We start from the raw sequence: 25,836 nt of genomic DNA on the forward strand, positions 1-25,836 counted from the left end.
GGATGAGCGAAACGAGGGCGGGCGAGCTCGGTGACTCCGCCCCACGGCACCGGCCGAGCGGTCGCCTGGACATGGTCCTCCGTTACACCGCCGGTTTCCGGAGCCGCCTCGCCCTCGGCGGCGTGCTGACGCTCTCGGGTACGGCGCTGTCGCTGGCGCAGCCACTCATCGCGCAGCGCATCCTGGACCGCATCGCCCGCCATCAGCCGGTCACCGGTCTGCTTCTGGTTCTGGGCGGCGCCGTCGTCCTCGGGACGGCCGTCGGCGCCGTGGGCTACTACGTCGTCGAGACGGTCGGCGAGTCCGTCGTCCGAAGCGTGCGGCGGCAGCTGGTGACCCGCATCCTGCGGCTGCGACCGGGGGTGCTCGACGAGGTCAACCCCGCTGACCTGATGTCCCGGCTGGTCGCCGACACGACGTTGCTGCGGCAGGTTACGACCCAGTCGATGGTCGCCTCCGTCACGGCCGTGGTCGCCCTGCTGGGGTCTCTCGTCCTCATGGGCCTGATCGACCCTGTGCTGCTGGCGGTCACGCTCACCGCGGTCGTGACGATGAGCGTCTCGGTGCGCTGGGCCGCGGCCCGGATCGGACAGGCCACCGGCAGGACGCAGGAGTCCGTCGCCTACCTGGCGATGCTGCTCGACCGCGACCTGGGCGCCTTCCGAACGGTGAAGGCGGCCGGCGCGGAGGCCAGGGAGATCGGCCTGCTGACCGGCGCGGCGGACACCGCCTGGCGTCGCGGCCTGCGGGTGGCGGCCTGGCAGGCGGGCAGCGGGGCGTCCGCGAGCCTGCTGATGCAGACGTCGTTCCTCGCCGTGCTCGGTGTCGGCGGTGCCCGGGTGGCGTCGGGACGACTGTCGCTCGCCGACCTGATCGCCTACCTGCTGTACATGTTCTTCCTGACGCAGCCCGTGACGGCCCTGGTCAGCGCCTGGGGCCAGGTCAAGGTCGGTGGTGGCGCCGCCGAGCGCATCGAGGCCGTGCTCAGGCTCTCCGTCGAACCCGTCCCCGTGCCCGCCGTCCGTGCGCGACCGCCCGGCACCCTCGTCACGGTGCCCGCTCATGCCGTCTCCCTGTCGGCGAACGGCGTCGGAGCGAGCACCGAGGGGAACGACGGGCCTGGTGCGAACGGCACGCACGAGTTCGCGCGTCCTGGCCCGGAGGATCCTGCCCCCAGCCAGGTGGCTGCCTGCGCCACCGTGGCGTTCCAGCAGGTCGTGTTCAGCTACCGGACCGGTCTGCCGTTCGTCCACCAGGGCGTGACGTTCACCGTCCCCGCCGGCGGCATGACCGCCGTCGTCGGGCCGTCCGGAGCCGGCAAGTCCAGTCTGTTCGCCCTGTTGGAGCGGTTCTACGACGTGACGGCCGGCCGGGTTCTCGTCGACGGCCGGGACGTCCGTGACTGGCCGCTGACCGACCTGCGCCGGTCGATCGGCTACGTGGAGCAGGAAGCCCCGGTCCTCGCCGGCACCCTGCGGGAGAACCTGACGCTCGGGCTTTCCGGCGTCGACGAGGAACACCTGTGGAACGTGGTCGGCCTCGCGCGGCTCGGCGACGTCGTCCAGACCCTGCCGGGCGGCCTGGACGGCTGGATCGGCCATCGCGGCGGCACCCTGTCCGGCGGTCAGCGGCAGCGAGTCGCGATCGGGCGAGCCCTGCTGCGCAGGCCGCGTCTGCTGCTGCTCGACGAGGCGACGTCGGCGCTGGACGCGGTCAACGAGGCCGCGCTGCGCGACGCGCTCGCGGCCGCGGCCGAGACGACGACGGTGCTGGTCGTCGCCCATCGGCTGTCGACCGTGGTCAACGCCCGCCAGATCGTCGTTCTGGAGGCGGGACAGGTGCGTGCCGTTGGCACCCACGCCGATCTGCTTTACTCCGACCCCATATACCAAGAACTCGCGACGAACCAACTTCTTCTGCCCGGCACCTGACGCCGGACGGCGTTGACCCTAGGACCGGAACAGGTCCTTCGCCTACCAGGAGGTCGGCGAGCAGACCAACAGCTGTTGGTCTGCTCGCCGACCTGGAGTTCACATGCATCGGCGACTGTTATTGTCCTTATCCCAGCTTCGCCGGCCCACGGCCCGACGATGGGGCCGAGTCACGGCCGCGGCGATGGCCACCATCTGTGTGGCCGCGGGCTGCTCGGGCTCGTCCGACGCGGCGCGCCAAGCAGAAACATGCGACACACCCGGAGTTTCGGCCGGGGAGGTGCGTCTGGGGCTCATCTACCCGGATTCCGGGCTCATCGGTGACGTCCTGCGGGCCGCGCGCAGTGGCGTCGATGCCCGATTAAAACTGGCGAACGCCGAGGGTGGCGTGAACGGCCGACGCGTCAGCTACGACTGGCAGAACGACGAGGCCAGCGTGAGTGCCAACAAGGTGGCCACCGCCAAGCTGGTCAGTCAGGGCGTCTTCGGGTTCCTGGAGATGACGACGGCCGGCTCCGGCGGTGCGGAGCTGCTGCGATCGCAGGGTATCCCGGCGGCGGGCCTGCCGAGCGAGCGGGTCTGGGCCGATCCGGCCTACCCCAACATGTTCACCTTTCCGTCCGACCTGACGAGTGAGCACGCGACCGACATCATCGGACGTTATGTCAAAGCGCAGGGCGGGACCAGGGCGATCATCGTCAGGAACGACACCGAGGAGTCGTCCCGGGGCTATGGCTCGTTGCTCGAACGCAGCGTTACCTCGGTGGGCATCCCGGCCCGCGTGATCTCGTTCAGCTCCGTCATCTCGAGTCCCGAGCAGCTCGCGGCCCAGATCCGCGCCGACGGCGCCGACGCCGTCCTCATCGCCATGGGCGGGGATGACATCGAGCGGGTCACCGCCGCGGCTCATTCCGCCAGCAGCGCCATCAAGACCGTCATCGCGGTCAGTGGATACGGCCCGGATACGATCGAACGGTATGGCCGCACTGTCGCCGGGCTCGCGATCTTCGCCGCCATCACGCCGTTCGAGGCCGACATCCCAGCGCAGAAGACGTATCTGGGCGCGATGGCCCAGTACTCGCCGGAGTTCCAGCCGCCCAACGACGCCGTCGCCTACTCCAGCTACATCGTCACCGACCTGTTTCTGCGCGGGCTGGCCGCCGCCGGGCCATGTCCCACCCGGGAGGCGTTCGTCAAGGGGCTGCGGGCGGTCAAGGACTACGACGCGGACGGTCTGCTCGCCGGGCCGGTCGACTTCAGCCGCAGCCTGGACCAGCAGGACAGCTGCTTCACGTTCGTCCGGGTGAACTCCGCCGGTACCGGCTACGAGATCGTCCAGAACGAAGCCCCGGGCTCCAACCCGCTGCGGTGGTGCGGGAAGCCGCTCGCAAGCTGACCGCCGGGCCGGGAGTCGCCGAAGACCCGTCACCGCCCCGCGGACAGCCGGTCGACGAAGCGGCCAAGGATGTCCAGCGCGGTCGCCGACTCGGGGAGGTCGGGCGCGACGCTCGGCCAGGTGTGTGGCACGCCCGGGAGGACGACGGTCTCCGTCGGCACCCCGGCCCGCGCGAGCGCCGCCGTCATCGCGACCGTGTCGTCGAGCAGGACCTCGTCAGTGCTCGCGAACAGCAACGTCGGCGGGAACGAGACGACGTCGGCGAGGAGCGGGGACGCCAGCGGGTCGTCCGGGCCATGCCCCTGGAGGTACTGCTCGGCGGCCTGCCTGGCGGACGCGAGGGAGAACAGCCGGTCGGTCGCCGACCGTGAGTGGTAGCTGGCCGCGGAGCACCGCAGGTCCAGCCAGGCGGACAGGAGGACGAGCCCGCGCGGGACGGGGACCTCGGCCCGGGCACAGGCGACGACGAGCGCGGCCGCCAGCCCGCCGCCGGCGGAGTCGCCCACGACGATCGGTGGCACGCCCGACTCGGCGAGGACCTGCTCATAGACCATCGCCGTGTCGTGCGCCGCCGCCGGATAGGGGTGTTCCGGCGCGAGCCGGTAGTCGACGACGACCACGCGGGCGCGGGCGGCCCGGGCCAGGCGGGCGGCGAAGGGCGTGAACTGGGCCGCCGAGCCCAGCCGGTAGCCGCCTCCATGGAGGTACACGAGGACGTCGCGGGGCTCCGGCGGCGTGCACACCACGCATGGCACGCCGGCGTATCGGGCGTCCCGGACGACGACGTCGGGCGCCGGGGCCGGCAGGGCCAGCGCGCCGACGGCCGCGCGGCGGGCGGCGAGGTCGGCCGGCGTCCGTATGGTCGACGGGCGTAGCGGTGGGAGCGGCCAGCCGGCGGCGGAGGCGGTGCGTTCTGCCGCTGTGGGGCCGTGGTTGGAATCGGTGGCCGTCATGGAGGTCAGCCTTCCTACGCCTTCTGTGTTCCTACGCCTTCTGCGTTATCTGTGTGGCCGTCGGAAAGGTGAGGCCCATCGCGAAACATCTTTCGCTCACGTGAAACGTGCATCGTCGTTGGGATAACGTGTCCGGCGACGCGGCCCGCGCTTCGGGGGTCCGGGGAGGATGCGATGGCGAGACCGGCACCCGCCGTCGAGAAGGCGTTGAAGATCATCGATCTGCTCGTGACGCACCGGGGTGAGCAGTTCACGATCTCCGACCTCGCCCGGCGCACGGGCAGCAGCCTCGGCTCCGCCCACGCGGTCCTCGCCGTTCTCGAGCAGACCGGCTACCTGAGCCGGCATCCGACTCGGAAGACCTACGGGCTCGGCCCGGCCCTGGTGAGTGCGGGCATGGCGGCGTTGGAGCAGCACCCGGCGATCCGGGCCGCGGCCGACCAGATCCCCAAGCTCGCCGCGGAGCTCAACGCCGACGTGGTCGTGACGGCCGCGACGCCGGCGGAGATCGTGTTCGTCGCCGTGGGCGGTCCGGGCTCCCGGTACGGCCCCGGCTTCAGGGAGGGTGAGCGGGTGCCGCTCGTCCCGCCGCTCGGCCTGGTGTTCATGGCGTGGGCGCATCCTCTCGAGGTGGAGGCCTGGCTGGGGCGTGCCCGGGTCGCGCCCGAACCGGACCGGGTCAGGCTCGCGCTGGCCGCCGTGCGCGAGCGGGGATACGCGCTGGGGCTGGCGCTGGGGGGTGGCCGCGACCGAGCGCAGGAGTCGGCCTCTCTGCGGGACGACTACGACCTCCCGACCGTCGAGGCCACCCGGAGCTACGACCTGGGCATGGCGTCGGCGCCGGTGTTCGACGCCGACGGCCGGGTGCTCGTCGCGATCACCGCGTCAGGCTTCTCGCCCGGCCTGGCCGGGCGGGAGGTCCTCGACATCGGGGAGCGCGTCCGGGCCTGCGCCACCGTCGTCACGAAGCAGACGCGCGGGCGGCTTCCCCTCTGAAGGTCCACTGAGGTTCGGGTCAGGCTTCCTCCAAGAGCGTGTCAGGCACCCTTGAAGAGGGCCTCGTAGTCGACGCGGTGCCCGCGCCTCTCCAGCTCCGGGATGACCTTCGTGCCGAGAAGCTCCAGGCCGCGCATCACCTTCTCGTGCGGCAGCGTGCCGAACTGCGTGTAGCACAGCAGCTGGTCGACGCCCGCCTCCTCGTACCGGAGGATCTTCTCGAGGCATTCCTCGGGAGTCCCCACGATGATCATGTCCTGCTCGGTGTACTTCCTGATGTCGACGTCGCCCCGGATGGTGGGCTCGAGCAGCGGAAAGACCTTGGCCTTCTCCGGCTCGGGCAGGTGCGCGAGCTCCCATTCGAGGGTGAACTCGGCGAGGTTCTGGTACCACCACCGCACGGAGTCCCAGAGGCCGTAACGCTCGGCGTCGTCCAGGTCGTCGGTGCAGTGGACGAGGGTGTAGGCGCCCACCCGGTCGTTCCTGAACTTCGGCAGCGGCGTGTCGCCGTCGGCCTGGCCCCGGTGGTAGGTGGCGATGTGCTCGGCCATCTTCTCGACCGGCTGCATGAGCGCGAACGAGAGCAGCCCGAGGCCGAGCTTTCCAGCGTTGTAGGCGGACTGCTCGCTGGCCGCGGCGAGCCAGGCGGGCGGGTGCGGGTCCTGATATGGGCGAGGCGTGATGAAGCGCTCCGGGAAGTCGATGGACGGCGACTTCCACGCCAGCCGCTCGTTCGTCCAGGCGGCGATGACGAACTCGAACGCCTCCCGCCACATCTGGCGGGAACGGTCGTCGGCCGGGACGCCGAAGGCGAGCTGCTCGTTGGGCGTCGAGCGGCCGGAACCCCATTCCACCCGGCCGCCGCTGAGCACGTCGACGGTGGCGACCTTCTCGGCCACCCGCACCGGATGCTGGAACCCCGATGGCAGCAGCACGACCCCGAAACCCAGCCGGATGTTCTCGGTGACCTGGGACAGCGCGCCGAGGATCGTCTCGTTGCACGGGGACGCCGACCGTCCCTGCCGGAAGTGGTGCTCCACCACCCACGCGGTCTGGAAGCCGAGCCTGTCGGCGAAGGTGATCTCCTCGATCGCCTCGCGGTACGTCTGTTGCTCGGCGCGCTTCTGGCCTAAGGGGAACGGCTCCGGGTACGGGCCGATCTTCGGCTGGAACTCGTAGAGCAGGTCGAGCTTCACCTGGGCTCCTTTCGAATCCGTTTCGCCCGTCACCAGGGCATGGAGGTGCCCCCGTTGGGCCGCATGATCTGGCCGGTGACGAACCGCGCGGCGTCCGACGCGAGATACAGCGCCGCCCACCCGATGTCCTCCGGCGTCCCGATCAGGCCCAGGGGCGAGATGTCCCGCATCGGCTTGAGGACCGCGGCGCGTCTGTCCTCGTCGACGGAGCCGTCGGGGCGGGTGTAGTGGCGCCGCGTCATGCTCGTCTCGATCAGGCCGGGCGCGATCGCGTTCACCCGCACCCCGTCGCGGCCGAGCTCGACGGCCAGCGTCTTGGTGAGCTGCACGATGCCGGCCTTGGAGATGCCATAGGCCGCCAGACCCGGCGCGGCCGCGTCGACGGCGCCGGAGGCCATGTTGATGATGCTGCCGCCGCCGGCCAAGGCCATCGCCCGGCCCGCCTCCTGGCAGCCGAACAGCACGCCCTTCAGGTTGACCGCCAGCACGTGGTCGAACTCGGCCTCGTCGAGATCGAGCACCGGGACGTCGATGATGATCCCGGCGTTGTTGCAGATCACGTCAAGGCGGCCGTACTCGGACACCGCGGCGGAGACGAGCTCGGCGACGTCCTCGCGGTGGCTGACGTCCACGGTCGCCGCCTTCGCGACGCCGCCGGCGTCCCGGATCAACCCGGCCGTGTCCTCCGCCGCCGAGGCGGAGATGTCCGCGCACACCACGGCGGCGCCCGCCGTCGCGAACACCCGCGCGACCCCGCGCCCGATGCCGCTGCCGGCGCCGGTCACGATCGCGGACCGGCCCGTCAGATCGGTCAGGGCCGCCAGCCGAGGCTCGCCGGTCATGAGGACTGTCCGGTGGCGTCCAGGTAGTCCCCTTCGGAGAACTGCCTGGACTGGTCGGGATTGAGTCCCCACAACGAGTGGATGCTGGCGCCTCCGTCGACGACCAGCGTCTGCCCGGTGATGCGCTCGGCCAGGGTGGAGGACAGGAACAGCACCGCGTTTGCGATGTCGTGCGCTCGGGGCGCGGCGAGTGGGTTGATCCCGTTCACCGCGTACTCGCCTGGCGGCTGGTCCTCGTTGCCGCTGCCCACGTTGCCGGGGGCGACTGCATTGACCCGGATGCCGTATCGGCCCAACTCGTCGGCGAAGGTCTTCGCCAGCGAGATCACCCCGGCCTTGGCCGCGCCGTAGGGTGCGTGGTAGCCGGCGGCGGTGATGCCGTCGACCGACGCGAGCGCGACGATCGAGCCGCCCGTTCCCTGTTCGATCATCTGTCGGCCGACGGTCTGGAACAGGTAGAACACCTGCGACAGGTTCTCCCGGATGGTGGCGTCCCAGACCTGCGGCGTGAACCGCTCCGCGCCGTTCCAGGTGGCCCGGCCGATGATGTCGACGCAGACGTCCACTCCGCCGCCGAGCCCGCGTACCGCCTCGCCGACCGCGCGCTCGACCTCGGCGGGCACCGTCATGTCGGCGACGACCGGAAAGGCCTTTCCACCTGCCGCCGCGATCTCCTTGACGATTCCGTTCGCCCGGCCCTCGTCGATGTCGACGCACGCGACCGTCGCCCCGGCCTCGGCGAGCCTCAGCGCGGTGAAACGCCCGTGCCCGGCGCGCTCCGGGATGTAGCCGGCCCCCGACACGATGGCGCGTCTTCCGGTCAACCCGAGGTCGATCATTCGCACACTCCTTCGCCCGCGGTCCAGATCGGGAGGCGGATAGCGTCAGCCAGATTTTCGCTATAACGAAAGATCTTTCGTTCATTACGTTATGAGACTCACGCCACACCTGTCAACAGGCGTGCGCGATGAGGCCCACCCCCGCGAGGGGATGGGCCTCATGGGTCCGGGCTTTGGAACCCTGGCGCCGTCAGCCGAGGCTGGTGCCGTACACGTGGTCGACGGTCATCGTCATGAGCACCCTGCGGTCGGCCACCATCACCGAGCGGTATTCGTCCCAGTCCGGGTGCTCGCCGGCGGCGAGGCGGTAGTAGTCGACCAGGGCCTGGACCTCGGGACCGCCCGGGTCGGTTCCCGGCCCGATGAGCGTTGCGGTGCCTTCGGCGGTCGCCCACGCCCGGCCGTCGGGACTGGTGACTTCCAATGTGGCGCGCGGATCCCGACGCAGGTTCGCCGTCTTGGCACGGCCCTCGGTCATCGACACGTGGATGACGCCGGACCCCTGGTCGTAGAACGGCAGGACCGGGGAAAGCTGCGGACGGCCATCCGACTTGATCGTCGCGAGGACGCCGAGCCGGCTTTCCGCGAGCAGCGCGTGTGGGTCGAACGACGTGGTGGTCATGCCCGGTAGAAGGAGCGCCGCCGCGACGCGCATTCCGCCCGGCGGGACTCGCCACCTATGCCGATCGTGGTTTCTGCCTCCGGCGGTCGTCACCGAAATTCGCCGACCGGTTCGCGACCGCGGAAGGCACGAATCGCGATCGGGCCGCGGGCGCGGGCGTCAGGTGCCGCTGGCCTCCTGTTGCTTCGTCCGGCGCAGCGGTCGGCGGGGGAAGCCGCGGGTGTCGCGGGGCGGGGCGTACGGCTCGGTGTCGGCCGGGAGACCGCCGGCCATCGCCCGCTCGCGGGCCAGTTCCGCGTCGAACTCGAGCCCGAGCAGGATCGCGAGATTGGTCAGCCACAGCCAGACCAGGAAGATGATGATCCCGGCGAGGGTGCCGTAGGTCTTGTTGTACGAGCCGAAGTTGGCCACGTAGAACGCGAAGGCGCCGGAGGCAACCATCCAGATCACCAGCGCGAGCACGCTGCCGGGCGTCAGCCAGCGGAAACCCTGGTGCCGAACGTTCGGCGCCGCCCAGTACAGGATCGCGATCATCAGGATGACGAGGACGACGAGAACGGGCCACTTCGCGTACGACCAGACCTCGACCGTGGTTTGGCCGATGCCCAGCGCCGTCCCGGCCTGACGGGCGACGCCGCCGCTGAACACCACGATCACGGCGCTCAGCGCGAGCAGCACCATCAGCGCGACGGTCACCGCGATCCGCAGCGGCGCGATCTTCCAGACCGGCCGGCCCTCCGGCATGTCGTACACGGCGTTGGCCGCGCGGATGAACGCGGCCACGTACCCGGACGCCGACCAGAGGGCCCCGGCCAGGCCCACGATCGCCAGCACACTGCCCGTGCCGCCGCTGTCGCGGATGCCGTTCACCGCGTTGCTCACCACGTCCCGCGCGGAACCCGGCGTCAGGTCCTGGAGGTTCTCCAGGATCGTCGCCGTCGCGGACCTGCCGATCACGCCCAGCAGCGAGACCAGCACCAGCAGGGCGGGGAAGATCGCCTGGATGGAGTAGTACGTCAGGGCCGCCGCCCGGTCGGACAACGCGTCGTCATTGAACTCGGCGATCGTCCTGCGCAGCACCGCCCACCACGACCGCGGCCGCAGGTCGCGCAGCCGGTCGGGCTCGGCCTCCCGGACGGCCTCGTCCGGCCCCGTGCCCACCGCGAGCTCCGTAGGCTGGCGGCGCTTCCGCCTGATCGACACCATGCCGCGGCATCTACCCCGGCACCGCCGCGATAACGCGCCTGGTCGGGGCCAGGCACCAATGGGCGCACACCGGATGGCATCGTTGGCCGGGATCTCGGATTGGCACGTTCCTGGGTCGGCTGGCTTCCGGGTTGGCCAATTCCCGGGCTGGCGGGTCCCGGGCTGGCCAGTGACTCCGGGCTGGCAGGCGAACCCAGCGGTTCACCGGTGGAAAGACAGCGCGGGAAAGGCGGGAAAGGGAGCCATGGCAGCCACAAGAAACGAGTCGAGCCGACGCGGGGAGGCGCGCCTGCCGGCCGCGGTGGCGACCGCCGTCGCGATCGCCATCTACGCGCTGCTCCCGGGCCAGCTCGTCCTCGGGCAGCGGCTGATCATCCCGGTGCTGGAGGCGGTCCTGCTGGCCAGCCTCGTCGCCGTCAACCCGCGCCGGATGACCAGGCAGACCCGCTGGTCACGAGTGGTCTCGCTGGGCCTGGTCGGCGTGATCGCGCTGACCAACCTCACCTCGCTCGGGATGCTCATCCGGGACCTCGTCGACGCGGACGTCCGCGACGGCCGTCCGCTGCTGCTCGGCGCCCTGCAGATCTGGCTGACCAACATCATCGTCTTCGGGCTCGCGTTCTGGGAGCTCGACCGGGGCGGTCCGGTGGCGCGGACCCAGACCGACCGGTCGGCGCTGCCGCCGGCGGACTTCCGCTTCTCCCAGGACGAGGACCATGACACCGTCGGCGAGGTGGCGCGCGGTTCCAGTCGGGCCTCCGGCTGGGTGCCGAGCTTCATCGACTACCTGTATGTCTCGACCACCAACTCGACCGCGTTCAGCCCCACCGACACCATGCCGCTGTCGAGCCGGGCCAAGATCCTCATGGCCGTCGAGTCGATCTCCGCGCTCCTGACCTCCGTCCTGATCATCGCCCGCGGCGTCAGCATCCTGCAATGACGGTGACATCCCGCCATGACGGCGACGGAGCGAGCGGCTGGAGTCGGCCACTCCGTCGCTTGGCTACCTCGACGAGGCTCAGGTTGCTGAGGCTCAGTCGCTGGTCGCTGAGGCTCAGTCGCTCGACGGCGCCCGGTCGCTCGAGGGCGGCGCGACGGCGCTGGCGGTCCCGCGGTCGGCCGAGGTCTGGACGGGCAGCTGATCCCCGTTGGTATTCGCGGCCAGCAGATCGCGGATCTCGGTCAGGAGGCGTGCCTCGTCGCTGATGGAGGGAGCCTCCGGCTCGTCGAGCTCGCCCCGCCGGCGCAGTTCATTGATCTTGGCCAACGGGAAGACGACGACGAAGTAGATCACCGCCGCGACGCTCAGAAAGGTGATCAGGTCGTTGATGAACGTGCCGTAGTGGAAGACGCTCCGATGCACGCGGAAGGTCAGGTTGGAGAAGTCCGGCTTTCCGAAGATCGCGGCGATCAGCGGCGTGAAGATGTTCTTGACCAGGGACTGGACCAGCGCCGTGAAGGCGGTGCCGACGACGACGGCGACGGCGAGGTCGACGACGTTGCCCCGGGTGATGAACTGCCGGAACCCCACCAGCGGAGACCGGACGGCCTTGGCCGCCACCACCGCGTCGTCGAGTACCTGGCGCCGGCCCGGCATCCTCGCCCAACCCCAGCCCGGCAATCTCGCCCAACGCATAGCCTTCCATCCCTCCGCCGCTCGCTGATCGCTGGACGACTCATATCCACCTGAACGCCTTTCATTCACCTCGACCGCACGCGACCCGCTGTCGGCCGCCTGTGTTGGACGGGCGAACGACGCGCCGCACGTGTCGAGTGGAGGGGTGGGTTCGGGCGCGCGTCAGCGAACGGCGTCGGTGCTCGGGACGAGACCCTCGAGCGCGAGTGCCAGCAGTCGGCCGATCGTGATCCGGCCGGGGACGGCCGCCGACGTTTGTTCATGTGCCCAGGCGAGGCCGCTGACGAGGGTGAAAAGCTCGAGGGCGTCGAGATCGGGCCGGACCCTTCCGGCCTGCTGCGCACGGGCGAGGAGGGTCGCGCCGTTTTCCCGCATGGCCTCGCAGGCCGCGTGGAGCTCGGTCGACGTGTCCCGCAGGGTCTGCATGAGCGCGGTGGTGAGCCCCCGATAGGCGCCCGTGAACTCGACGAACTCCAGCAGCCAGGCGGTGAGCGCGGCACCGGGCTCCGCCGCGGCCGACAGCTCACCGGCCCGTGCCGTGAGGCGGTCGAACTGGTCGTGGAGCACGGCCTCCAGGAGGGCCTCCCGCGAGGGGAAGTGCCGGTAGAACGTGCCGATCCCGACGCCGGCCTGCCGGGCGATCTCCTCCAGGGACGCCCCGGTGCCGTGTTCGGCGAACGCGAGGCGCGCCCGCGCCAGCAGCCGTTCGTAGTTGGCCTGGGCATCGGCACGCCTGGGCCGCGCTCCGGTAGCGCCGCTCAACGCATCTACCTCCCCGGTCCTCCGGTCCGCCCTGGCAGACAGGCCGAGGCTACCTTCCACCCCGCCCACCCAAACGGAGGTGGCCTCCTCTAAGCTTCCCGCCAGGAGGAGGCGGCCTCCGATTAGCTGGCGGGGAAGGGAGCAGCGGTGGTGGTGTCAGAGACCCGGCGGCGGCTGGGCAGGTTCGGGGTGTGGGTTGCCCCGTTCACCCTGCTTGGCACTTCGGCGGCGGTGCAGCGCACGCAGTTCGCTCGGATCGAGCGCCTGGGATACGGCTCCCTGTGGAGCGGGGAGACGCCGCCGGTCGCGCCCGTCAGCGGGCGGGAGGCTTTCGCGCAACACGGGCTGATGCTCGCGGCGACCGAACGCATCGTCGTCGGCACCGGCATCGCGAACATCAGCGTCCGAGCGGCCACCGCGATGCACACCGGTGCCGCGACCCTGGCCGAGGCTTATCCCGGCCGATTCACGCTTGGCCTGGGCGGTCAGTCCGGGGAACGGCCGCTCACCCACCTGCGGGCCTATCTCGACTCGATGGACGAGACCGCGCGGCGCCTGACCCAACTTCCGGCCCCGGTATATCCCCGCGTGCTCGCCGCGCTCGGCCCGCGCGCACACCAGCTGGCCCGCGAGCGCGCGGACGGTGTTCATCCGTTCCTGCAACCCGTGGCGCACACGGCGGCCGCTCGCGCGGCGGTGGGGCCGGACCTGCTGGTCATCCCGCACCAAGGGGTCCTGCTCGAAACCGACGGTGAGACGGCCCGGGCGCGACTGCGGGCAATCCTGGACCTCGGTGCCGGCGCTCCCGAGTCCCCTTACACCAGGAACTACCGGAGGCTCGGCTACAGCGAGTCGGATGTGGCCGGACGCCGCAGCGACCGGCTGATCGACGACGTTCTCGCCTGGGGCGACGAGGCCGCTGTCGCCACCCGGCTGACCGCCCATCTCGAGGCCGGCGCGGACCACGTGCTCATAAGCCCGTTCGCCGGCGACCTCGCCGCGGCGGTCGACCAACTGGAACGGCTCGCCCCGCTGTTGTTCGGCGCCGCCTGACGGTCCACACCCGTCGACGACATTCGGTCCGGCCCGGGTTGAAGCACACCGGCGCCGCTTCACCATGCCCCGGCAGCCCGGCTGACTCCGCGGATCAGGTCCGGTACGGCTGGGCCGTGTCGAGAAAGAACGTGTCGATCCGCTGGACCGCCGCGCTGAACTCGTCGAGGTCCACCGGCTTCTTCACGTAGGCGTTGGCGTGGTTCTGGTATGCGCTTGTGACATCGCCGGGGGAGGCCGAGGTGGTGAGCACCACGACGGGGATCGCCTGCAGCCGCGGGTCGGCCTTCATTTGCGCTAGGAACTCCCGCCCGTTCATCCGCGGCATGTTCAGATCAAGCACGATCAGATCGGGATGATCGTTGTTGTTGGACTGATTCAGCTGGTCAAGAGCGTCGGCGCCGTCACAGGCTCGACGAACCTCCCGCACCATCCCGCGCTCCTCCAGCGCCTCCTCGATCAGAAGCGCATCCGCCTCGTCATCCTCAACGAGCAGCACCCGGTACGGCCGTGACGCGATCACGTTGGCTCCGAAAGCTACGAGAACAAGAACCGTCAACAAAATCCAGGGAAGAACCGTCTACCCGCCCCTGAGGTACCCATGCCCTAGCGACCCGCAACCTGTGGCTCGCGTCATAGGCATCGTCCGAACGTGGCCCCATGCCGGCGGCGCGACCGCCCTCGGCGTCGGCGAGGCGCCCGCGCGCGGCGGCAGGCGAATGTGGTTCCTCCGCGCCGGCGAAGGGGTGGCGAGGGGCTGGCGATGATCGGGCCGGTCCGGTGCCGCGTCAGCGGAGGGAGCGCGCCTCGCGGATGCCGGCGACGACGATGTCGAGGCCCAGGCGGTAGTAGTCGGGCGGGCTCGCGCAGTTGGTGAGGGCGTCGGCCGCGGCGACGACGTTCGGGTAGCGCCGGGGTGAGAGCGCGGCGAGGCGGGCTCGCTTCGCTCTGATCTCGTCGTCGCGGGCCTCGGGGTCCCAGATACGGGGGGCGCCGGGCTCGGCGGTGACCAGTGTGATCGCCGAGGTGACGGCCATCGTCCCGAGCTCGGCCGCCTGCTCGACGGAGAAGCCGGCCGAACGTAGCAGCGCCAGTCCACGTTCGGCGAGCTCAAGTCCCGGCGGCGACGACATGATTCTCGGCCGGACCAGACTGGCGACGGCCGGATGCGCGCGTACCGCCTCGGTGAGGGCTCCCAGCAGGCCGCGCAGCTGTTCGTCCCAGGGGGCGTCCGACGGTGCCGGCAGCGCGACGTCGGCGAGCATCCGCTCGGCGATGCCGTCGAGCAGTTCGTCCTTGTCGCGGAAGTGCCGGTAGAGCGCCATCGGCGTGACGTGGTGCTCCTGCGCGAGCCGGCGGATGGTCACCGCGTCGAGCCCCTCGACGTCCGCGAGGGCGATCGCCTGGGCGACGACCAGGTCTCTCGTCAGCGGCTCCCGGTCTCGCGCAGCCGTCCGCGCGGACCGGGGTGCCCCCGCCACGTCTCCGGTCTTCGCTGCCGCCACGTTGACAAGTGTACGGCGTAGATCTAGCCTGACGCCAGGTCTACAACGTAGACATACGCCGTATGCGTCCGCCGTAAGCGGACGGCGTTACTCCGCCCGAGGAAGCCGAGGAAGCGATGCGACGCAGCCCCTGGGCCACGCTGGTCGTGCTGGCTCTCGCCCAGTTCGCCGTGGTGCTCGACGTGACGATCGTCAACGTGGCGCTGCCACACATCCAGGCGGACCTGGGCTTCTCCGCGTCCGGTCTGCAATGGGTGATCAACGCGTACACCCTGCTGTTCGGCGGGTTCCTGCTGCTCGGCGGGCGTGCGGCCGACCTGCTCGGTCGCCGCCGGATGTTCGTCGCCGGCCTGGTCCTGTTCGGCGCGGCGTCGTTGGTCGCCGGCCTGGCGACCACGTCCGGCGTGCTGATCACCACCCGCGCCGCGCAGGGGCTGGGTGGGGCGCTGATGTCCCCGGCCGCGCTGTCGATCCTCACCGTCACCTTCCCGCGTGGCCGGGAGCGCAACATCGCGCTCGGGATCTGGGGCGGCCTCGCCGGCCTCGGCGGTACCCTCGGCGTGGTGGCCGGCGGCGTGCTCGTCGACGCGCTGAGCTGGCGGTGGGTGTTCTTCGTGAACGTGCCCATCGTGGTGGCGCTGCTCGCGGTGGTCCGGACCTTCGTGGCCGAGAGCGTCGCCGAACCGCGCGAGGTGGCCAGCCCGGCCGGCCAGGCGAGCCAGGCCGGCACAGCGGGCCAGGCACCCACCGCGGGACGGCGCTCGTTCGACGCGGCCGGGGCCTTCATCGGCACCGCCGGGTTGCTCGCGGTCGTCTACGGTGTGGTGCGCGCCGAGCCACTCGGTTGGGGGTCGATCGAGGTCGCGGGCGCGCTCGCTGGCGGCGTGGCCCTGCTCGCGGCGTTCGTCCTGGTGGAGCTCCGGTCGGCCGCGCCGCTGGTGCCCCCGAGGCTGTTCCGGTCGCGGGCGCTCACCACGTCGAGCGTGGCGCTCGCTCTGAACGGCGGCGCGTTCCTGTCGATGTTCTTCCTGACCGCGCTCTTCCTGCAGCAGGTGCGCGGCGACTCGGCGCTCGCCGCCGGCCTGCACTTCCTGCCGATGGGCTTCGCGGCCGTCGCGGCCGCCGCCGTCGCCTCGCAGCTCGTCACCCGGATCGGTACCCGGCCGGTCCAGGTCGGCGGCGCGGTCCTCAGCGTCGCCGGCCTGGTGACGCTGATGCAGGCGGACGCGGACGGGAGCTATCTGACCGCGCTGCTGCCCGGGCTGCTGCTGTTCGGTTTCGGCATCATCGGCGTCGGTGTGCCCGCGCAGATCGCCGCGGTCGTCGACATCGAGCCACGCGACGCGGGCGCGGCGTCCGGCGTCGTGACCACCTTCTATCAGATCGGCGGCGCGCTTGGCCTCGCCGTCGTGAGCACGCTCGCCAACTCCCGCACCGCCGCGGCGCTGACCGGCGGCGCGCCGGGCCAGGCCGCGCTGGTCGACGGGTTCCACCGGGGCCTGGCGGCGGCGGCCGTCCTCGCGGCCGCCGGCGTCATCACGGCGCTCGGCTCGCCGCGACTCGCGCCGGCGCCGGACCGGGCAGTGGAGGCGGCCGCGGTGGCCTGACCGTGCGCTCGTGCTCGATACGGGGAACGGCCGCTCCGCCAGGTCGATCAGAGACGCACGAGGGTCGTGGTGGTCGCCGGTGGGAGGGTCGTGGTGGTTGAGGGCGGGACCGTCGTGGTTGATGGGGGGACCGTGGTGGTCGAGGGCGGGACCGTGGTGGTCGAGGGCGGGACCGTGGTCGTTGACGGCGGGACCGTCGTCGCCGAGGGCGGGACCGTGGTCGTCGACGGCGGGACCGTCGTCGTTGATGGGGAGACCGTCGTGGTTGACGGCGGGACCGTGGTCGTCGTCGACGTGACCGGTGGCTTGGTCGTCGTCCGTGGCGGATGGGTGGTGTGCCGTGGCGGGGACCACGGGCCGCACCCCCTGCCAAAGGTGCTGATGACGGGAACGCCAAAACCAAGCGTGATCATCTGTTTGATAAAGGCCCGCCGCCCGGCGCCCTCGGGAGGTCCGCCTTCTTCTCCCACGCTGTCCGCCGAATCGTCCCGTGAACCGTCTTCCATGTTCCCCCCTACACGTCACCCGCGGACGCGACCAAGTTATCGCATCGCCGGGATGGAAACTCGGCCGTCACGAGAACGTCGATTTCGCGGAGCTGCCCGACGCAACTGGCCACCTCGGTGGAGGGAGGCGTGGCCAGCGCAAAGGCCTCCGCGAGAGACTCGGCGATCTGAGCGATGGTGCGGCGGCCGTCGCAAAGTTCCAGAATCACCGAGGCCGTGTTGTTCAGGCGGTGCTCGCGCGGAGGGGAATCCTGCCGGACCAGGAAACCGTCCGCGAGCTGGACCAGCTCGATCCCCGGCGCCAGCACGGGCCGGTCGTCGCCCGGGCCGCCCCACGAAAGGTCGACCGCGGTGAGAAATCCGTCGGCGACGCGTTCGCGGAGGTAACGGCCCACGTCGCCCCAGGCCGCGTGGAAATCTTTCCAGGTGGGCGCGTCGTGCGGGAGATCCGTGAGGACGCGCTCATAGGCCCGTTCCCGGACGACAACCGCGCTCGAGGTCCGTTCCGAGGCTTCACCAACCGGCGGGGAAGCCGGGAGCAGGCATACATCCCAGTCCAGGTCGCTGGCCGTCGCGAGCCGGTCCAGGCTGTCCTGGCGGGTCGGCGTGACCGGGCCGGCCGGGTCATCGAGTACGAGAACGTGCGCATATCCACGCCGGGCCGCCGCGGTGATGACGGCCCGCCAGCGGGCCACCCGCCGACGCTCCAGCTCCGCCGTGGGCTCGGCGTCCGCGTCCGCCGCGACCCGTTCCATGCGCCAGGCGACGTCGTCCGGATGTGCGTGCGCGGCGCAGGTCTCCTCGTCGCCCGCCACGCAGAAAATCGCGTCGAAGACGGCCAGCGGGTGCCTGGCCTGGGCACGTGCCTGCGCGAACACGGCGTCGGTGTCGATGTCCGGGCCGAGCAGCTCCCGGAAGTGCTCCTCGATCGGCGCGTGATCCCAGCCGACCTCCGACCAGGCCACCTGGTAGTTCCGGATCCGGTCCTCCCACCGGTTCGCGTATCCGGTCCCGGCCGGCCGGGAAAACCGGTGCAACCAGCCCAGCCCGGGATGGCAGAGCACCCTCGCGCCCCGCTGGCGGAACTTCTCGTGCAGATAACCCTCCTCCGCGCCGAAGCCACGCAGCCTGGGGTTGAGCCCGGGCCAGGCCGCCCGGCGGCAGGCGAAGAGACCGAGGCCCTGCATCGAGATCTCGAACGGCTCGCCGCCCGGGTCGTCGACCCGCGCGTCGCGGCCCCACTGGCCGAACATGCCGGTGCCCCAGGTCGGCTCCAGATGCGTCGCGGCCGGCTCGCTCAGGCTGTCGTAGAACAACGGGCCCTGCAGCAGGTCCCGGCTGTCGGGATGAGCGTCGAACCAGGTCACGAGCTGGGCGAGCGCGCCGGGCCGAAGCAGCACGTGGGAGTCAACGCAGCAGACGATGTCCGCATCGGTCTCGCGGAAGACCAGGTCACGCACAGCCGTGCCGCGGTATCCAGTGAACGGAACGTACCGATAACCCGGAATCCATTCCCCCAGCGCCCGCAGCGCGGCCGAGGCGGTTCCCTCGGGGTGGTTGTCGACGACGACGAAGGAAAGCTCGGCGGGAACGTCGGACTGGTACAGCCGGATAGCCTGGATAGTGAACCAGACCCCGTCGAAGTCGTCGTAGGTCGCCATGCCCACGCATAGCCGTGGCAGCGCCCGCCCCCGTGGATCCGGCACGGTTCGAAGCTTACCGCCGAGTGGATTCTCAGCCGATCCGGATCGCGCGCGAAACCGGGCGCTCAGCTTTCGATGGGCGTGACGCCGACCGGCTTGTACGGGCCTGGGCGGCCCTTGTCGTCGAGGGTCGTGGTCAGCCAGCCGCGGACGCAGACCGCCGGCTCGCCGGTGATGGCCTTTCCGTTGCAGCGGAACCGCAGGCCGGCCGCACCGGGAAGGTCCTTCTCGGGCATCGCCCGGATCGCGGCGACGATCGAGGTGGGGGTGATGTCGCCGGAGATACCGTCGGTCGCCAGCTGGAAGGCGGTGACCTGGGTGAACATCGACAGACCGGGCACCCTGTCGGTGTCGATGTCCTTACTGCCGTACTCGGCCACGACCGCCTCGTACAGCTGGGTCGAGGGGCTGTCGATGCCGACCGGAGCCGTCGCGGGAACGACCAGGCCCTTCAGGAAGCCACCCGGTATGGCCGTGCGGGTCTTGTCCGACATGCAGTTCGGGTGCGGAAAGACCGTTCCCTTGAACCCGACCGCCTGCAGGCCGTTGAAGGCGCTGATGCAGAACGCGTCGTTGCCGATGACGTGGACGACGCCGGGATCACCGCGCGAGATCATGCTCTGGATCTGCGGCGTCATGTCCGCGGTGCCGGGGGGAACGGGGACGACGTCGAGGTCGATGCCAGCCCGCTGGTAGAGCGGCGGCGCGACGGTCCGCCAGATCGTCATCGTGATGGGCACGTCGATCGCGAGCGCGGTGACCTTCGACGCGCCGGTGTCCTTGGCCTGCTGCAGCGCGGCCTTCGCGGTGTAGGCGAGGTCGGTGAGGGCGAACGTCGAGTCGGTGTCCTTCAGCGTGTCCCCGGCGCCGTAGCTGAGCCAGATCGGAACGTGCGCCTCGTGCAGGGGCTTCCAGATGCTGTCGACCACCGAGGACGTGCCGACGAGGACGGCGGCCACGTCCTTCTCGACCATCTGGTTGCCGCAGTCGGTACCCGTCGCCGGGTCGGCCAGGGCCTTGCAGGTCACCAGCTCGATCGGGTGGCCGGAGATCCCGCCCTTGTGGGCGTTCAGGTAGGCGACGGTGGCCTTCGCCACGGCGGTCTCGATGGCGAGGTCCGAGACGGGGCCCTTGTCATCCGAGACCAGCCCGATCCGGACCGGGGCGCCCTTCGCGGGGTTCGACGGCCCCAGCAGCCCGGCGGCGGGCGAGCCCGTCGAGGACGCGCCCGAGCCACCGCCGTCGTCCCCGCACGCCGCCAGCACGGCCAGCAGGCTCGCGGCCAGGGCCGCGGTGCCTAAGCGGACGCCGACCGACGCACGCCACGGCTGTCGGCGGCGGGCCATTGGGTTCGGCGGGATCTCTACCTTCGGCATGCGTCGTCCATCTCCTTCAGACGGCGGGCACTGCGTACCCTCCGGACCCTGGACACGGCGTTCAGCCCCAAGATTGATTCCGAAGTCGATATTGAGCTTGAGCCCTCGCGTGGTCAAGCCTCGCCGTCGGGCCCGGCAGGATGAGCCGGCTGAGGTCCTTGCCGTCAGATCGCCAGCGTCGGCGTGGAGGCCGTCCGGTGCGGCGCCGGGCCGTAGCCACGCCAGGCGGCGGCCAGGCGCCGGACGGCCTCGGCGAGGTCGTCCGGCGGCGCGAGGAAGTGCAGGCGCAGGTGGTCGTGGCTGCCTCCGCCCGCGTCGAGGCCCGTCCCGGGGAGCACCGCGACTCCGTGCCGCAGCGCAGTCTGGGCGAACGAGGTGCCGTCGCCGTGGGGGAGCCGGACCCACAGCGTCTGCCCGCCGGGCACCGCGGGCGCGTGCCAGTCGGGGAGGTGGCGGGCCAGCTCGGCGCGCAGGTGGTCGTGGCGGGCCTGGCGGCGGGCGGACTCGCGGCGTCCGAAGGTGTCGAGACCGCCCAGCAGGTCGGCGGCGGCGAGCTGGGCGAGGACGTTGCCACCGAGGTCGTGCACCGCGCGCAGCCGACCGAGCCGGGCGACGAGCGGCGCCGGGGCGCGCACCCAGCCGACCCGCAGACCGCCCCACACGGCCTTGCTCAGCGACCCGACGGTGACCACCGCGTCGCCGTGGGCGGCGAGTGGCGGCGGCGGGTCGCCCGCGGCGGGGAAGCCGAGGTCGACGAGGGTCTCGTCGTCGATGAGGACGACACCCGCCGCGGTGGCGGTCCGGACGAGGCGCTCGCGCCGCAGCGCGGGCAGGACGGCGCCGGTGGGGTTGTGGAAGGAGGCGATCACGTAGGCGACGGCGGGGCGGTGCTCGGCGGCCGCCGCCGCGAACCCGTCCAGCCCGACCGGCAGCCCGCGCGCCACGGCGCCCTCCTCGCGGAACGCCTCCAGCGCGCCGTAGTAGGTCGGCGTCTCGACCAGGACCCGGTCGCCCGGCCGTAGCAGTGCCCGGGCCAGCAGCGACAGCGCCTGCTGCCCGCCGGTGGTGACGAGGACCTGGTCGGTCGCGGTCGGCACGCCGCGCCGTCGGTACCGCTCGGCGACGGCGTAGCGCAGCGCCGGGTGGCCCATCGGGTGGTATCCGATGTCGCCGGCGATGGCGGCGAGCCTCGGCACGGCCCGGGTGTACGCGTCGACCAGCTCGGCGGGCGGTGCGTCGGGCGCGGCGCACGCCAGCAGCAGCACGCCGTCCTTCGGTTCGAGCAGGTGCAGGAACCCCGGTGTCATCGTGGTCGCCCTGGGCAGGGCGCCCGGGTCCCCGGCGACGCGGGTGCCGCTGCCCCGGCGGCGGGTGATGCGGCCCTCGACGACGAGCTGGTCGTAGGCGGCGACGACCGTGCCGCGGCCGACGGCGAGCGCCGACGCGAGCGCGCGGTCCGCGGGGAGCGGCGAGCCTGGCGGAAGGTCACCGTCGTCGATCAGCACCCGCAGCCGCGCCGCGAGCAGCACGTACAGCGGACCCCGACCCGACGACCACCGGCCGAGCCGGTCCACCCACCCCATTGGCTCCATCGCCGAACCAATCTAGCGGGATTGGCTCTGCCCGGCGGCCGTCGCCGCTCGGACGATGAATGCCATGACGACGTTCGCGCCCAGCGCCATGGCCGCCCTGATCGACCGCCCGGTGCGGTACGACCTCGGCGAGAGCACCTGCCCGCCCCTGACCGTCGGCGAACTCGTCGACCCGGCCGGGTTGAAGGACGTGGTCCTCGGCTACGGCACCTCCCGCGGCGACGACGAGCTGCGCCGGCTGATCGCCGAGGACGCGGGGATCGACGCCGACGAGGTGCTGGTGACCGTCGGCGCGATCGAGGCGATGTTCCTCCTCGCTCAGGCTGTGTGCGGGCCGGGCGACCGGGCCGTCGTCGTCACCCCCTGCTTCCCGCCGGCGCGGAGCGTGCCGGAAGGCCTGGGCGCCCGGGTGGACGTCGTCCAGTCATCCTTCGACGACGGCTACCGCCTCCCGCTCGACGCGCTTGCCGCCGCGCTCGACCCGTCGACCCGGCTGGTGTCGGTGGCATCGCCGCAGAACCCGTCCGGCGTCCGGCTCACCGACGAGGAGCTGCGGGCGCTGCTCGCCCTGACCGGGGACCGCGCGCCCGGCGCGGTCGTCCTCGTCGACGAGACCTACCACGCGTCCACCTACGGCGGTGCGCCCGTCCCGCCGTCCGCCGCCGCCCGCTCGCCGCGGGTCGTCACCTGCGCGTCGCTGTCGAAGGCGCACGGCGCGCCCGGCCTGCGGATCGGCTGGTTGACGACGACCGACGTCGAGCTGGCCGCGCGGCTGCGGGCGGCGCGGTTCGTCAGCACGATCGCCTGCCCGACGGTCGACGAGCTCCTCGCCGTCCAGCTGCTGCAGCACCGCGCCGAGGTCCTCGCGCCGCGCTCCGCGCGGCTGGAACAGGCGCTTGCCGAGCTGGCCGCCTGGGCGGCGGACCAGCCCGTCGAGCTGGTCCGGCCGGACGGGGGCGCCCTGTGCTGCCTTCGCCTGGCCGCCGACCGGTTCCCCGACGACGCGGTCGCCGGCTTCCATGCCCGGCTCGCCGCGCTCGACACCCGGGTCGCCCCCGGCTCGTGGTTCGGTGAGCCGGACCGGGTCTTCCGCGTCGGCTTCGGCCACCTGGCCGCGCCGGACTTCACCGCCGCCCTCGACCGCCTCGCCACCGCCCTGGCGGGCTGACTCCCAAGGCGGCGTGGGCCAGGTCCGGGGTCAGCCCGTGTTGCGCAGGCCCGCGGCGATGCCGTTGATGGTCAGCAGCAGTGCCCGGCGCAGGCGCGGGTCGATCTCGCCGGCCGGATCGGCCTGCGCGTCGGCGCGGGAGCGGGCGAGCAGGGATACCTGCAGGGCGTGCAGCGGGGCGAGGTACAGGTCGCGCACCTCCAGCGTCTGCTGGAGCACCGGCGTGTGCTCCAGCAGCGTCGACGTGCCGGTGACGGCGAGCACCTCGGTGACGGTCCGCTCGTGCTCGGCGCGGATCACCTCGAACAGGCCGGCCTGCTCGGGCGGGACGAGCGTGCCGACGTAGTCGGCCGCGATGCGCAGGTCGGTCTTCGCGAGCGTCATCGAGACGTTGGACAGGAACGTGCGGAAGAAGTGCCACGACCGGTACATCTCGGCGAGCGTTTCGCCCGCGCCCGCCGCCCGGGCGGCGGCCAGCCCGGTTCCGACCCCGAACCAGCCGGGCAGGATGATCCTCGACTGGGTCCAGCCGAACACCCACGGGATCGCACGCAGGTCGTCGAGGCCGCCGGCGCCGCCGGGCCGCCGCGACGGCCGGGAGCCGATGTTGAGGTTGCCAAGTTCGTCGACCGGCGTCGCCGCCAGGAAGAACGGCACCAGGGAAGGGTCGGCCACCAGGCTCCGGTAGGCGCCGCGCGCGGACTCGGCGACCGCCTCCATCGTCCGGTCCCACTCGGCCAGCACGTTCGCGGGCTGCCGGGACTCGCGGTGCAGGATCGACGCCTCCAGCACGGCGGCCAGCGCGATCTCCAGATTGTGCCGGGCCAGCTGGGGGAGCGTGTACTTGTCCGAGATCACCTCGCCCTGCTCGGTCACCTTGATCGGGCCGTCGAGGGTGCCGAACGGCTGGGCGAGGATCGCCTCGCCGGTCGGCCCGCCGCCGCGGCCGACGGAGCCGCCGCGGCCGTGGAACAGCCGCAGCACGACGCCGTGCCGGCGGGCGACGTCGCGCAGCTCCCGCTGCGCCCGGTGGATCTCCCACTGGGACGCGGTGATGCCGGCGTCCTTGGACGAGTCGGAGTAGCCGAGCATGATCTCCTGGAGGTTGCCGCGCGCGGCGACCACCGCCCGGTAGGACGGATCGGCGAGCATCCCGTCGAGCAGGCGCCCGGCGGCGCGCAGCTCGGCGACCGTCTCGAACAGCGGCACGAACCCGATCCGCGCCCGCGCGCTCACGCCGTCCGGGGCGGTGCCCGGGCCGATCTCGACGAGGCCGGCCTCCCGGGCGAGCACGACGACGGCGAGGATGTCGTCGACGTCGCGGGTCATCGACACGATGTAGCTCTCGATGACGTCCCCGCCGAACCGGTCCAGCGCGACGCGGATCGTGCTGAACAACTCCAGCACGCCCGCGCCCGTCGGGTCGGCCAGGACGGGCGCCGCCAGGACGTACGCCGCCGCGCCGGACAGCGGCCGGCGTCCCGCCAGCTCGCGCGACAGCAGCGCGATCCGCTCGGCGCGGTCGAGCTCGGCGTACGGGCGCTCCAGCTCGCCCAGCCGATCGTAGAGCGCGCCCAGCGCGGCGTGGTGGCGCTCGGCGTGCTCGCGGATGTCGAGCGTCGCGAGCGACATCCCGACCGCCGCCGCCACCCGGATCGCGCGCCGCAGCGGCCCGTCGGCGACCAGCTCGCCCCGGTTCTGCGCCAGCGACCGGTGCATCATGGTCAGGTCGTCGAGCAGCTCGCGCGGGCTGAGGTAGTCGCGGCCGGGAGTGTGCGCCCCGCCGGTGGCCAGCCGGTCGCGGGTCGCCGTCAGCCGGGCGCGGATGTAGCTGCACTTCAACCGGTACGGCTCCGCGGCGTTGAGCCGGATGAACCGGTCGTACACCTCGGGATGGGCGGCCCGGTCGGCGTCGAGGCTGGCCAGCAGCTCGTCGCCGACCCCGACGACCAGCGTCGAGGCGGTCAGATCCTTGATGAGACCGTCGACCGTGCCGAGCAGCACCCGGATACCGAACTCGTGCTGCAGCGTGAGCACGTCGAGGGTCACGGCCGGGGTGACGTTCGGGTTGCCGTCCCGGTCGCCGCCGGCCCACGAGCCGAACCGCAGCGGCCGCGCGGTGATGGGCAGCCCGGCCCCGACGGGGGACAGCGCCCCGTCCAGCTCCTCCAGCAGGTCGGGCAGCACGTCGGTGGCGATCGAGGTCAGGTAGTAGGCGGCGGAGCGGGCCTCATCGGTGGGCTTCGGGCGCTCCACCCGGATCTCGTCGGTCTGCCAGAGCACGTCGACCGCCTCGGCGAGCCGGCGGTCGACCACCGCGCGCCGGGACGGGTGCGCCCGGGGGTCGTCGGCGGCGTCGAGCAGCTCGGCGATCCCGCGCAGCACGTCGAGCACCGACCGGCGGCTCGCCTCGGTCGGGTGCGCGGTGAACACCGGGCGCAGCTCGAGCCGGTCCACCACCTGGGCGGGCAGCTCCGGGTCGAGCTGGCCCGCGGCCACCGCGGCGGCGATCCGGTCGCCCGTCTCCTCGAGCGCGCCGCGAGGGCGGTCGGCCAGCTCGCGGGCCCGGTGCAGCTGCTCGGTGATGTTGGCGAGCTGGAAGTACGCGGTGAACGCCCGCGCCAGCACGATCGCCGTCGGGTGGTCGACGTCGGCGAGCACCCGGTGCAGCTCGTCGCGATCGTCGTCGTCGCCGCGGGCGAGCGCGCGGACCCGTTCGACGAGCTCCAGCAGGTCGGCGCCCTCGTGCCGGGTCAGCGACTCGCCGAGCAGCTGGCCGAGGCGGCGCACGCCGGCGCGGACCCCGGCGTGCCGCACGTCCGAGGCCACCCCGCCGGCGAAGGTGCCGGCGTCCCGGCTCCCGGGATCGTTCCGGTCGCCGCCTGTCCCTGCCTCGCCGCGGTGGTCCCTGGCCGTCACGCCGCCTCCGGTGGTCTCGGTCGTCCGC

21 protein-coding genes are annotated in these 25,836 nt (G+C 71.9%); 7 read left to right on the forward strand and 14 right to left on the reverse strand.

Annotated elements, in window-relative coordinates:
* The first annotated feature begins 2 nt into the window (after positions 1-2).
* Positions 3-1,931, forward strand: coding sequence for an ABC transporter ATP-binding protein (locus FRCN3DRAFT_RS0215790; RefSeq protein ID WP_198535981.1), 1,929 nt, complete (start codon positions 3-5; stop codon positions 1,929-1,931).
* A gap of 280 nt (positions 1,932-2,211) precedes the next feature.
* A complete protein-coding gene (locus tag FRCN3DRAFT_RS44685; protein ID WP_051466271.1) occupies positions 2,212-3,327 on the forward strand; it encodes an ABC transporter substrate-binding protein in 1,116 nt (371 codons plus the stop codon).
* Between the two features lie 29 nt (positions 3,328-3,356).
* Here the strand turns inward: FRCN3DRAFT_RS44685 and FRCN3DRAFT_RS44690 are convergent, their stop codons facing one another.
* Positions 3,357-4,280, reverse strand: a complete 924-nt coding sequence (locus tag FRCN3DRAFT_RS44690) for an alpha/beta hydrolase fold domain-containing protein (RefSeq protein WP_007517453.1) — start codon at positions 4,278-4,280, stop codon at positions 3,357-3,359.
* A 174-nt stretch (positions 4,281-4,454) separates the two neighbouring features.
* Between FRCN3DRAFT_RS44690 and FRCN3DRAFT_RS0215805 the strand changes: the two genes are divergently transcribed.
* Positions 4,455-5,276, forward strand: coding sequence for an IclR family transcriptional regulator (locus FRCN3DRAFT_RS0215805; RefSeq protein ID WP_007517452.1), 822 nt, complete (start codon positions 4,455-4,457; stop codon positions 5,274-5,276).
* 41 nt (positions 5,277-5,317) lie between these two features.
* Here FRCN3DRAFT_RS0215805 and FRCN3DRAFT_RS0215810 read toward each other — a convergent pair whose 3' ends face one another.
* The 5 genes from FRCN3DRAFT_RS0215810 to FRCN3DRAFT_RS0215830 all read right to left on the reverse strand — a co-directional run bounded on the left by FRCN3DRAFT_RS0215810 (position 5,318) and on the right by FRCN3DRAFT_RS0215830 (position 9,981).
* A complete protein-coding gene (locus tag FRCN3DRAFT_RS0215810) occupies positions 5,318-6,472 on the reverse strand; it encodes an LLM class flavin-dependent oxidoreductase (protein ID WP_007517450.1) in 1,155 nt (384 codons plus the stop codon).
* Positions 6,473-6,501: 29 nt separating this feature from the next.
* Complete coding sequence (locus FRCN3DRAFT_RS0215815; protein WP_007517447.1) at positions 6,502-7,314, reverse strand: SDR family NAD(P)-dependent oxidoreductase; 813 nt, start codon at positions 7,312-7,314, stop codon at positions 6,502-6,504.
* The gene (locus FRCN3DRAFT_RS0215820; protein ID WP_007517445.1) at positions 7,311-8,153 is read right to left on the reverse strand and encodes an SDR family NAD(P)-dependent oxidoreductase; all 843 of its coding nucleotides are present in this window, start codon (positions 8,151-8,153) and stop codon (positions 7,311-7,313) included. The genes FRCN3DRAFT_RS0215815 and FRCN3DRAFT_RS0215820 overlap by 4 nt, the downstream gene beginning before the upstream one ends.
* Positions 8,154-8,343: 190 nt before the next feature.
* Complete coding sequence (locus FRCN3DRAFT_RS0215825; RefSeq protein WP_027140629.1) at positions 8,344-8,775, reverse strand: PPOX class F420-dependent oxidoreductase; 432 nt, start codon at positions 8,773-8,775, stop codon at positions 8,344-8,346.
* Between the two features lie 159 nt (positions 8,776-8,934).
* On the reverse strand, positions 8,935-9,981 hold the full coding sequence (locus FRCN3DRAFT_RS0215830) for a YihY/virulence factor BrkB family protein (RefSeq protein WP_035924813.1): 1,047 nt from the start codon (positions 9,979-9,981) through the stop codon (positions 8,935-8,937).
* Between the two features lie 244 nt (positions 9,982-10,225).
* On the opposite strand from FRCN3DRAFT_RS0215830, the gene FRCN3DRAFT_RS0215835 reads away from it, so the two are divergent.
* On the forward strand, positions 10,226-10,921 hold the full coding sequence (locus FRCN3DRAFT_RS0215835; RefSeq protein WP_007517440.1) for a hypothetical protein: 696 nt from the start codon (positions 10,226-10,228) through the stop codon (positions 10,919-10,921).
* Between the two features lie 114 nt (positions 10,922-11,035).
* Here FRCN3DRAFT_RS0215835 and mscL read toward each other — a convergent pair whose 3' ends face one another.
* Together mscL and FRCN3DRAFT_RS0215845 are read right to left on the reverse strand one after the other, a co-directional pair.
* On the reverse strand, positions 11,036-11,578 hold the full coding sequence (mscL, locus tag FRCN3DRAFT_RS44695; protein ID WP_051466272.1) for a large conductance mechanosensitive channel protein MscL: 543 nt from the start codon (positions 11,576-11,578) through the stop codon (positions 11,036-11,038).
* A gap of 201 nt (positions 11,579-11,779) precedes the next feature.
* Complete coding sequence (locus FRCN3DRAFT_RS0215845) at positions 11,780-12,379, reverse strand: TetR/AcrR family transcriptional regulator (protein WP_007517436.1); 600 nt, start codon at positions 12,377-12,379, stop codon at positions 11,780-11,782.
* A 147-nt stretch (positions 12,380-12,526) separates the two neighbouring features.
* Between FRCN3DRAFT_RS0215845 and FRCN3DRAFT_RS0215850 the strand changes: the two genes are divergently transcribed.
* Positions 12,527-13,432 carry a TIGR03620 family F420-dependent LLM class oxidoreductase gene (locus FRCN3DRAFT_RS0215850; RefSeq protein ID WP_007517434.1) on the forward strand — a complete coding sequence of 302 codons (906 nt, stop codon included), beginning with the start codon at positions 12,527-12,529 and terminating at the stop codon, positions 13,430-13,432.
* A 94-nt stretch (positions 13,433-13,526) separates the two neighbouring features.
* Here FRCN3DRAFT_RS0215850 and FRCN3DRAFT_RS0215855 read toward each other — a convergent pair whose 3' ends face one another.
* Complete coding sequence (locus FRCN3DRAFT_RS0215855) at positions 13,527-13,955, reverse strand: response regulator (RefSeq protein ID WP_007517432.1); 429 nt, start codon at positions 13,953-13,955, stop codon at positions 13,527-13,529.
* A 265-nt stretch (positions 13,956-14,220) separates the two neighbouring features.
* Complete coding sequence (locus FRCN3DRAFT_RS0215860) at positions 14,221-14,937, reverse strand: TetR/AcrR family transcriptional regulator (RefSeq protein ID WP_007517430.1); 717 nt, start codon at positions 14,935-14,937, stop codon at positions 14,221-14,223.
* A gap of 116 nt (positions 14,938-15,053) precedes the next feature.
* Here FRCN3DRAFT_RS0215860 and FRCN3DRAFT_RS0215865 point away from each other — a divergent pair, with 116 nt between their 5' ends.
* On the forward strand, positions 15,054-16,544 hold the full coding sequence (locus tag FRCN3DRAFT_RS0215865; protein WP_007517427.1) for an MFS transporter: 1,491 nt from the start codon (positions 15,054-15,056) through the stop codon (positions 16,542-16,544).
* A 514-nt stretch (positions 16,545-17,058) separates the two neighbouring features.
* Here FRCN3DRAFT_RS0215865 and FRCN3DRAFT_RS49510 read toward each other — a convergent pair.
* The 3 genes from FRCN3DRAFT_RS49510 to FRCN3DRAFT_RS0215880 all read right to left on the reverse strand — a co-directional run bounded on the left by FRCN3DRAFT_RS49510 (position 17,059) and on the right by FRCN3DRAFT_RS0215880 (position 21,721).
* Entirely contained in the window at positions 17,059-18,756 is a 1,698-nt protein-coding gene (locus FRCN3DRAFT_RS49510; protein ID WP_106410209.1) for a PqqD family peptide modification chaperone, read from the reverse strand.
* A gap of 62 nt (positions 18,757-18,818) precedes the next feature.
* Positions 18,819-20,129 (reverse strand): ABC transporter substrate-binding protein, encoded by a 1,311-nt coding sequence (locus tag FRCN3DRAFT_RS0215875; RefSeq protein ID WP_007517423.1) that lies wholly within the window; start codon positions 20,127-20,129, stop codon positions 18,819-18,821.
* A gap of 164 nt (positions 20,130-20,293) precedes the next feature.
* Positions 20,294-21,721 (reverse strand): aminotransferase-like domain-containing protein, encoded by a 1,428-nt coding sequence (locus FRCN3DRAFT_RS0215880; RefSeq protein WP_007517422.1) that lies wholly within the window; start codon positions 21,719-21,721, stop codon positions 20,294-20,296.
* A gap of 64 nt (positions 21,722-21,785) precedes the next feature.
* Here FRCN3DRAFT_RS0215880 and FRCN3DRAFT_RS0215885 point away from each other — a divergent pair, with 64 nt between their 5' ends.
* Positions 21,786-22,889: a pyridoxal phosphate-dependent aminotransferase gene (locus FRCN3DRAFT_RS0215885; protein WP_007517421.1), complete on the forward strand. Its 1,104-nt coding sequence runs from the start codon at positions 21,786-21,788 to the stop codon at positions 22,887-22,889.
* A 30-nt stretch (positions 22,890-22,919) separates the two neighbouring features.
* Here the strand turns inward: FRCN3DRAFT_RS0215885 and ppc are convergent, their stop codons facing one another.
* Positions 22,920-25,808: a phosphoenolpyruvate carboxylase gene (ppc, locus tag FRCN3DRAFT_RS0215890; RefSeq protein ID WP_007517420.1), complete on the reverse strand. Its 2,889-nt coding sequence runs from the start codon at positions 25,806-25,808 to the stop codon at positions 22,920-22,922.
* Between the last annotated feature and the right edge of the window lie 28 nt (positions 25,809-25,836).

Source organism: Pseudofrankia saprophytica, assembly GCF_000235425.2.
Taxonomy (GTDB): Bacteria; Actinomycetota; Actinomycetes; order Frankiales; family Frankiaceae; genus Pseudofrankia; species Pseudofrankia saprophytica.

Bases quoted from the DNA above. Each gene is read 5' to 3' on its own strand.
- FRCN3DRAFT_RS0215790 (WP_198535981.1), top strand. From the start codon at position 3: ATGAGCGAAACGAGGGCGGGCGAGCTCGGTGACTCCGCCCCACGGCAC.
- FRCN3DRAFT_RS44690 (WP_007517453.1), bottom strand. From the start codon at position 4,280: ATGACGGCCACCGATTCCAACCACGGCCCCACAGCGGCAGAACGCACC.
- FRCN3DRAFT_RS0215805 (WP_007517452.1), top strand. From the start codon at position 4,455: ATGGCGAGACCGGCACCCGCCGTCGAGAAGGCGTTGAAGATCATCGAT.
- FRCN3DRAFT_RS0215815 (WP_007517447.1), bottom strand. From the start codon at position 7,314: ATGACCGGCGAGCCTCGGCTGGCGGCCCTGACCGATCTGACGGGCCGG.
- FRCN3DRAFT_RS0215820 (WP_007517445.1), bottom strand. From the start codon at position 8,153: ATGATCGACCTCGGGTTGACCGGAAGACGCGCCATCGTGTCGGGGGCC.
- FRCN3DRAFT_RS0215825 (WP_027140629.1), bottom strand. From the start codon at position 8,775: ATGACCACCACGTCGTTCGACCCACACGCGCTGCTCGCGGAAAGCCGG.
- FRCN3DRAFT_RS0215830 (WP_035924813.1), bottom strand. From the start codon at position 9,981: ATGGTGTCGATCAGGCGGAAGCGCCGCCAGCCTACGGAGCTCGCGGTG.
- FRCN3DRAFT_RS0215835 (WP_007517440.1), top strand. From the start codon at position 10,226: ATGGCAGCCACAAGAAACGAGTCGAGCCGACGCGGGGAGGCGCGCCTG.
- mscL (WP_051466272.1), bottom strand. From the start codon at position 11,578: ATGCCGGGCCGGCGCCAGGTACTCGACGACGCGGTGGTGGCGGCCAAG.
- FRCN3DRAFT_RS0215865 (WP_007517427.1), top strand. From the start codon at position 15,054: ATGCGACGCAGCCCCTGGGCCACGCTGGTCGTGCTGGCTCTCGCCCAG.
- FRCN3DRAFT_RS0215875 (WP_007517423.1), bottom strand. From the start codon at position 20,129: ATGCCGAAGGTAGAGATCCCGCCGAACCCAATGGCCCGCCGCCGACAG.
- FRCN3DRAFT_RS0215880 (WP_007517422.1), bottom strand. From the start codon at position 21,721: ATGGAGCCAATGGGGTGGGTGGACCGGCTCGGCCGGTGGTCGTCGGGT.
- FRCN3DRAFT_RS0215885 (WP_007517421.1), top strand. From the start codon at position 21,786: ATGACGACGTTCGCGCCCAGCGCCATGGCCGCCCTGATCGACCGCCCG.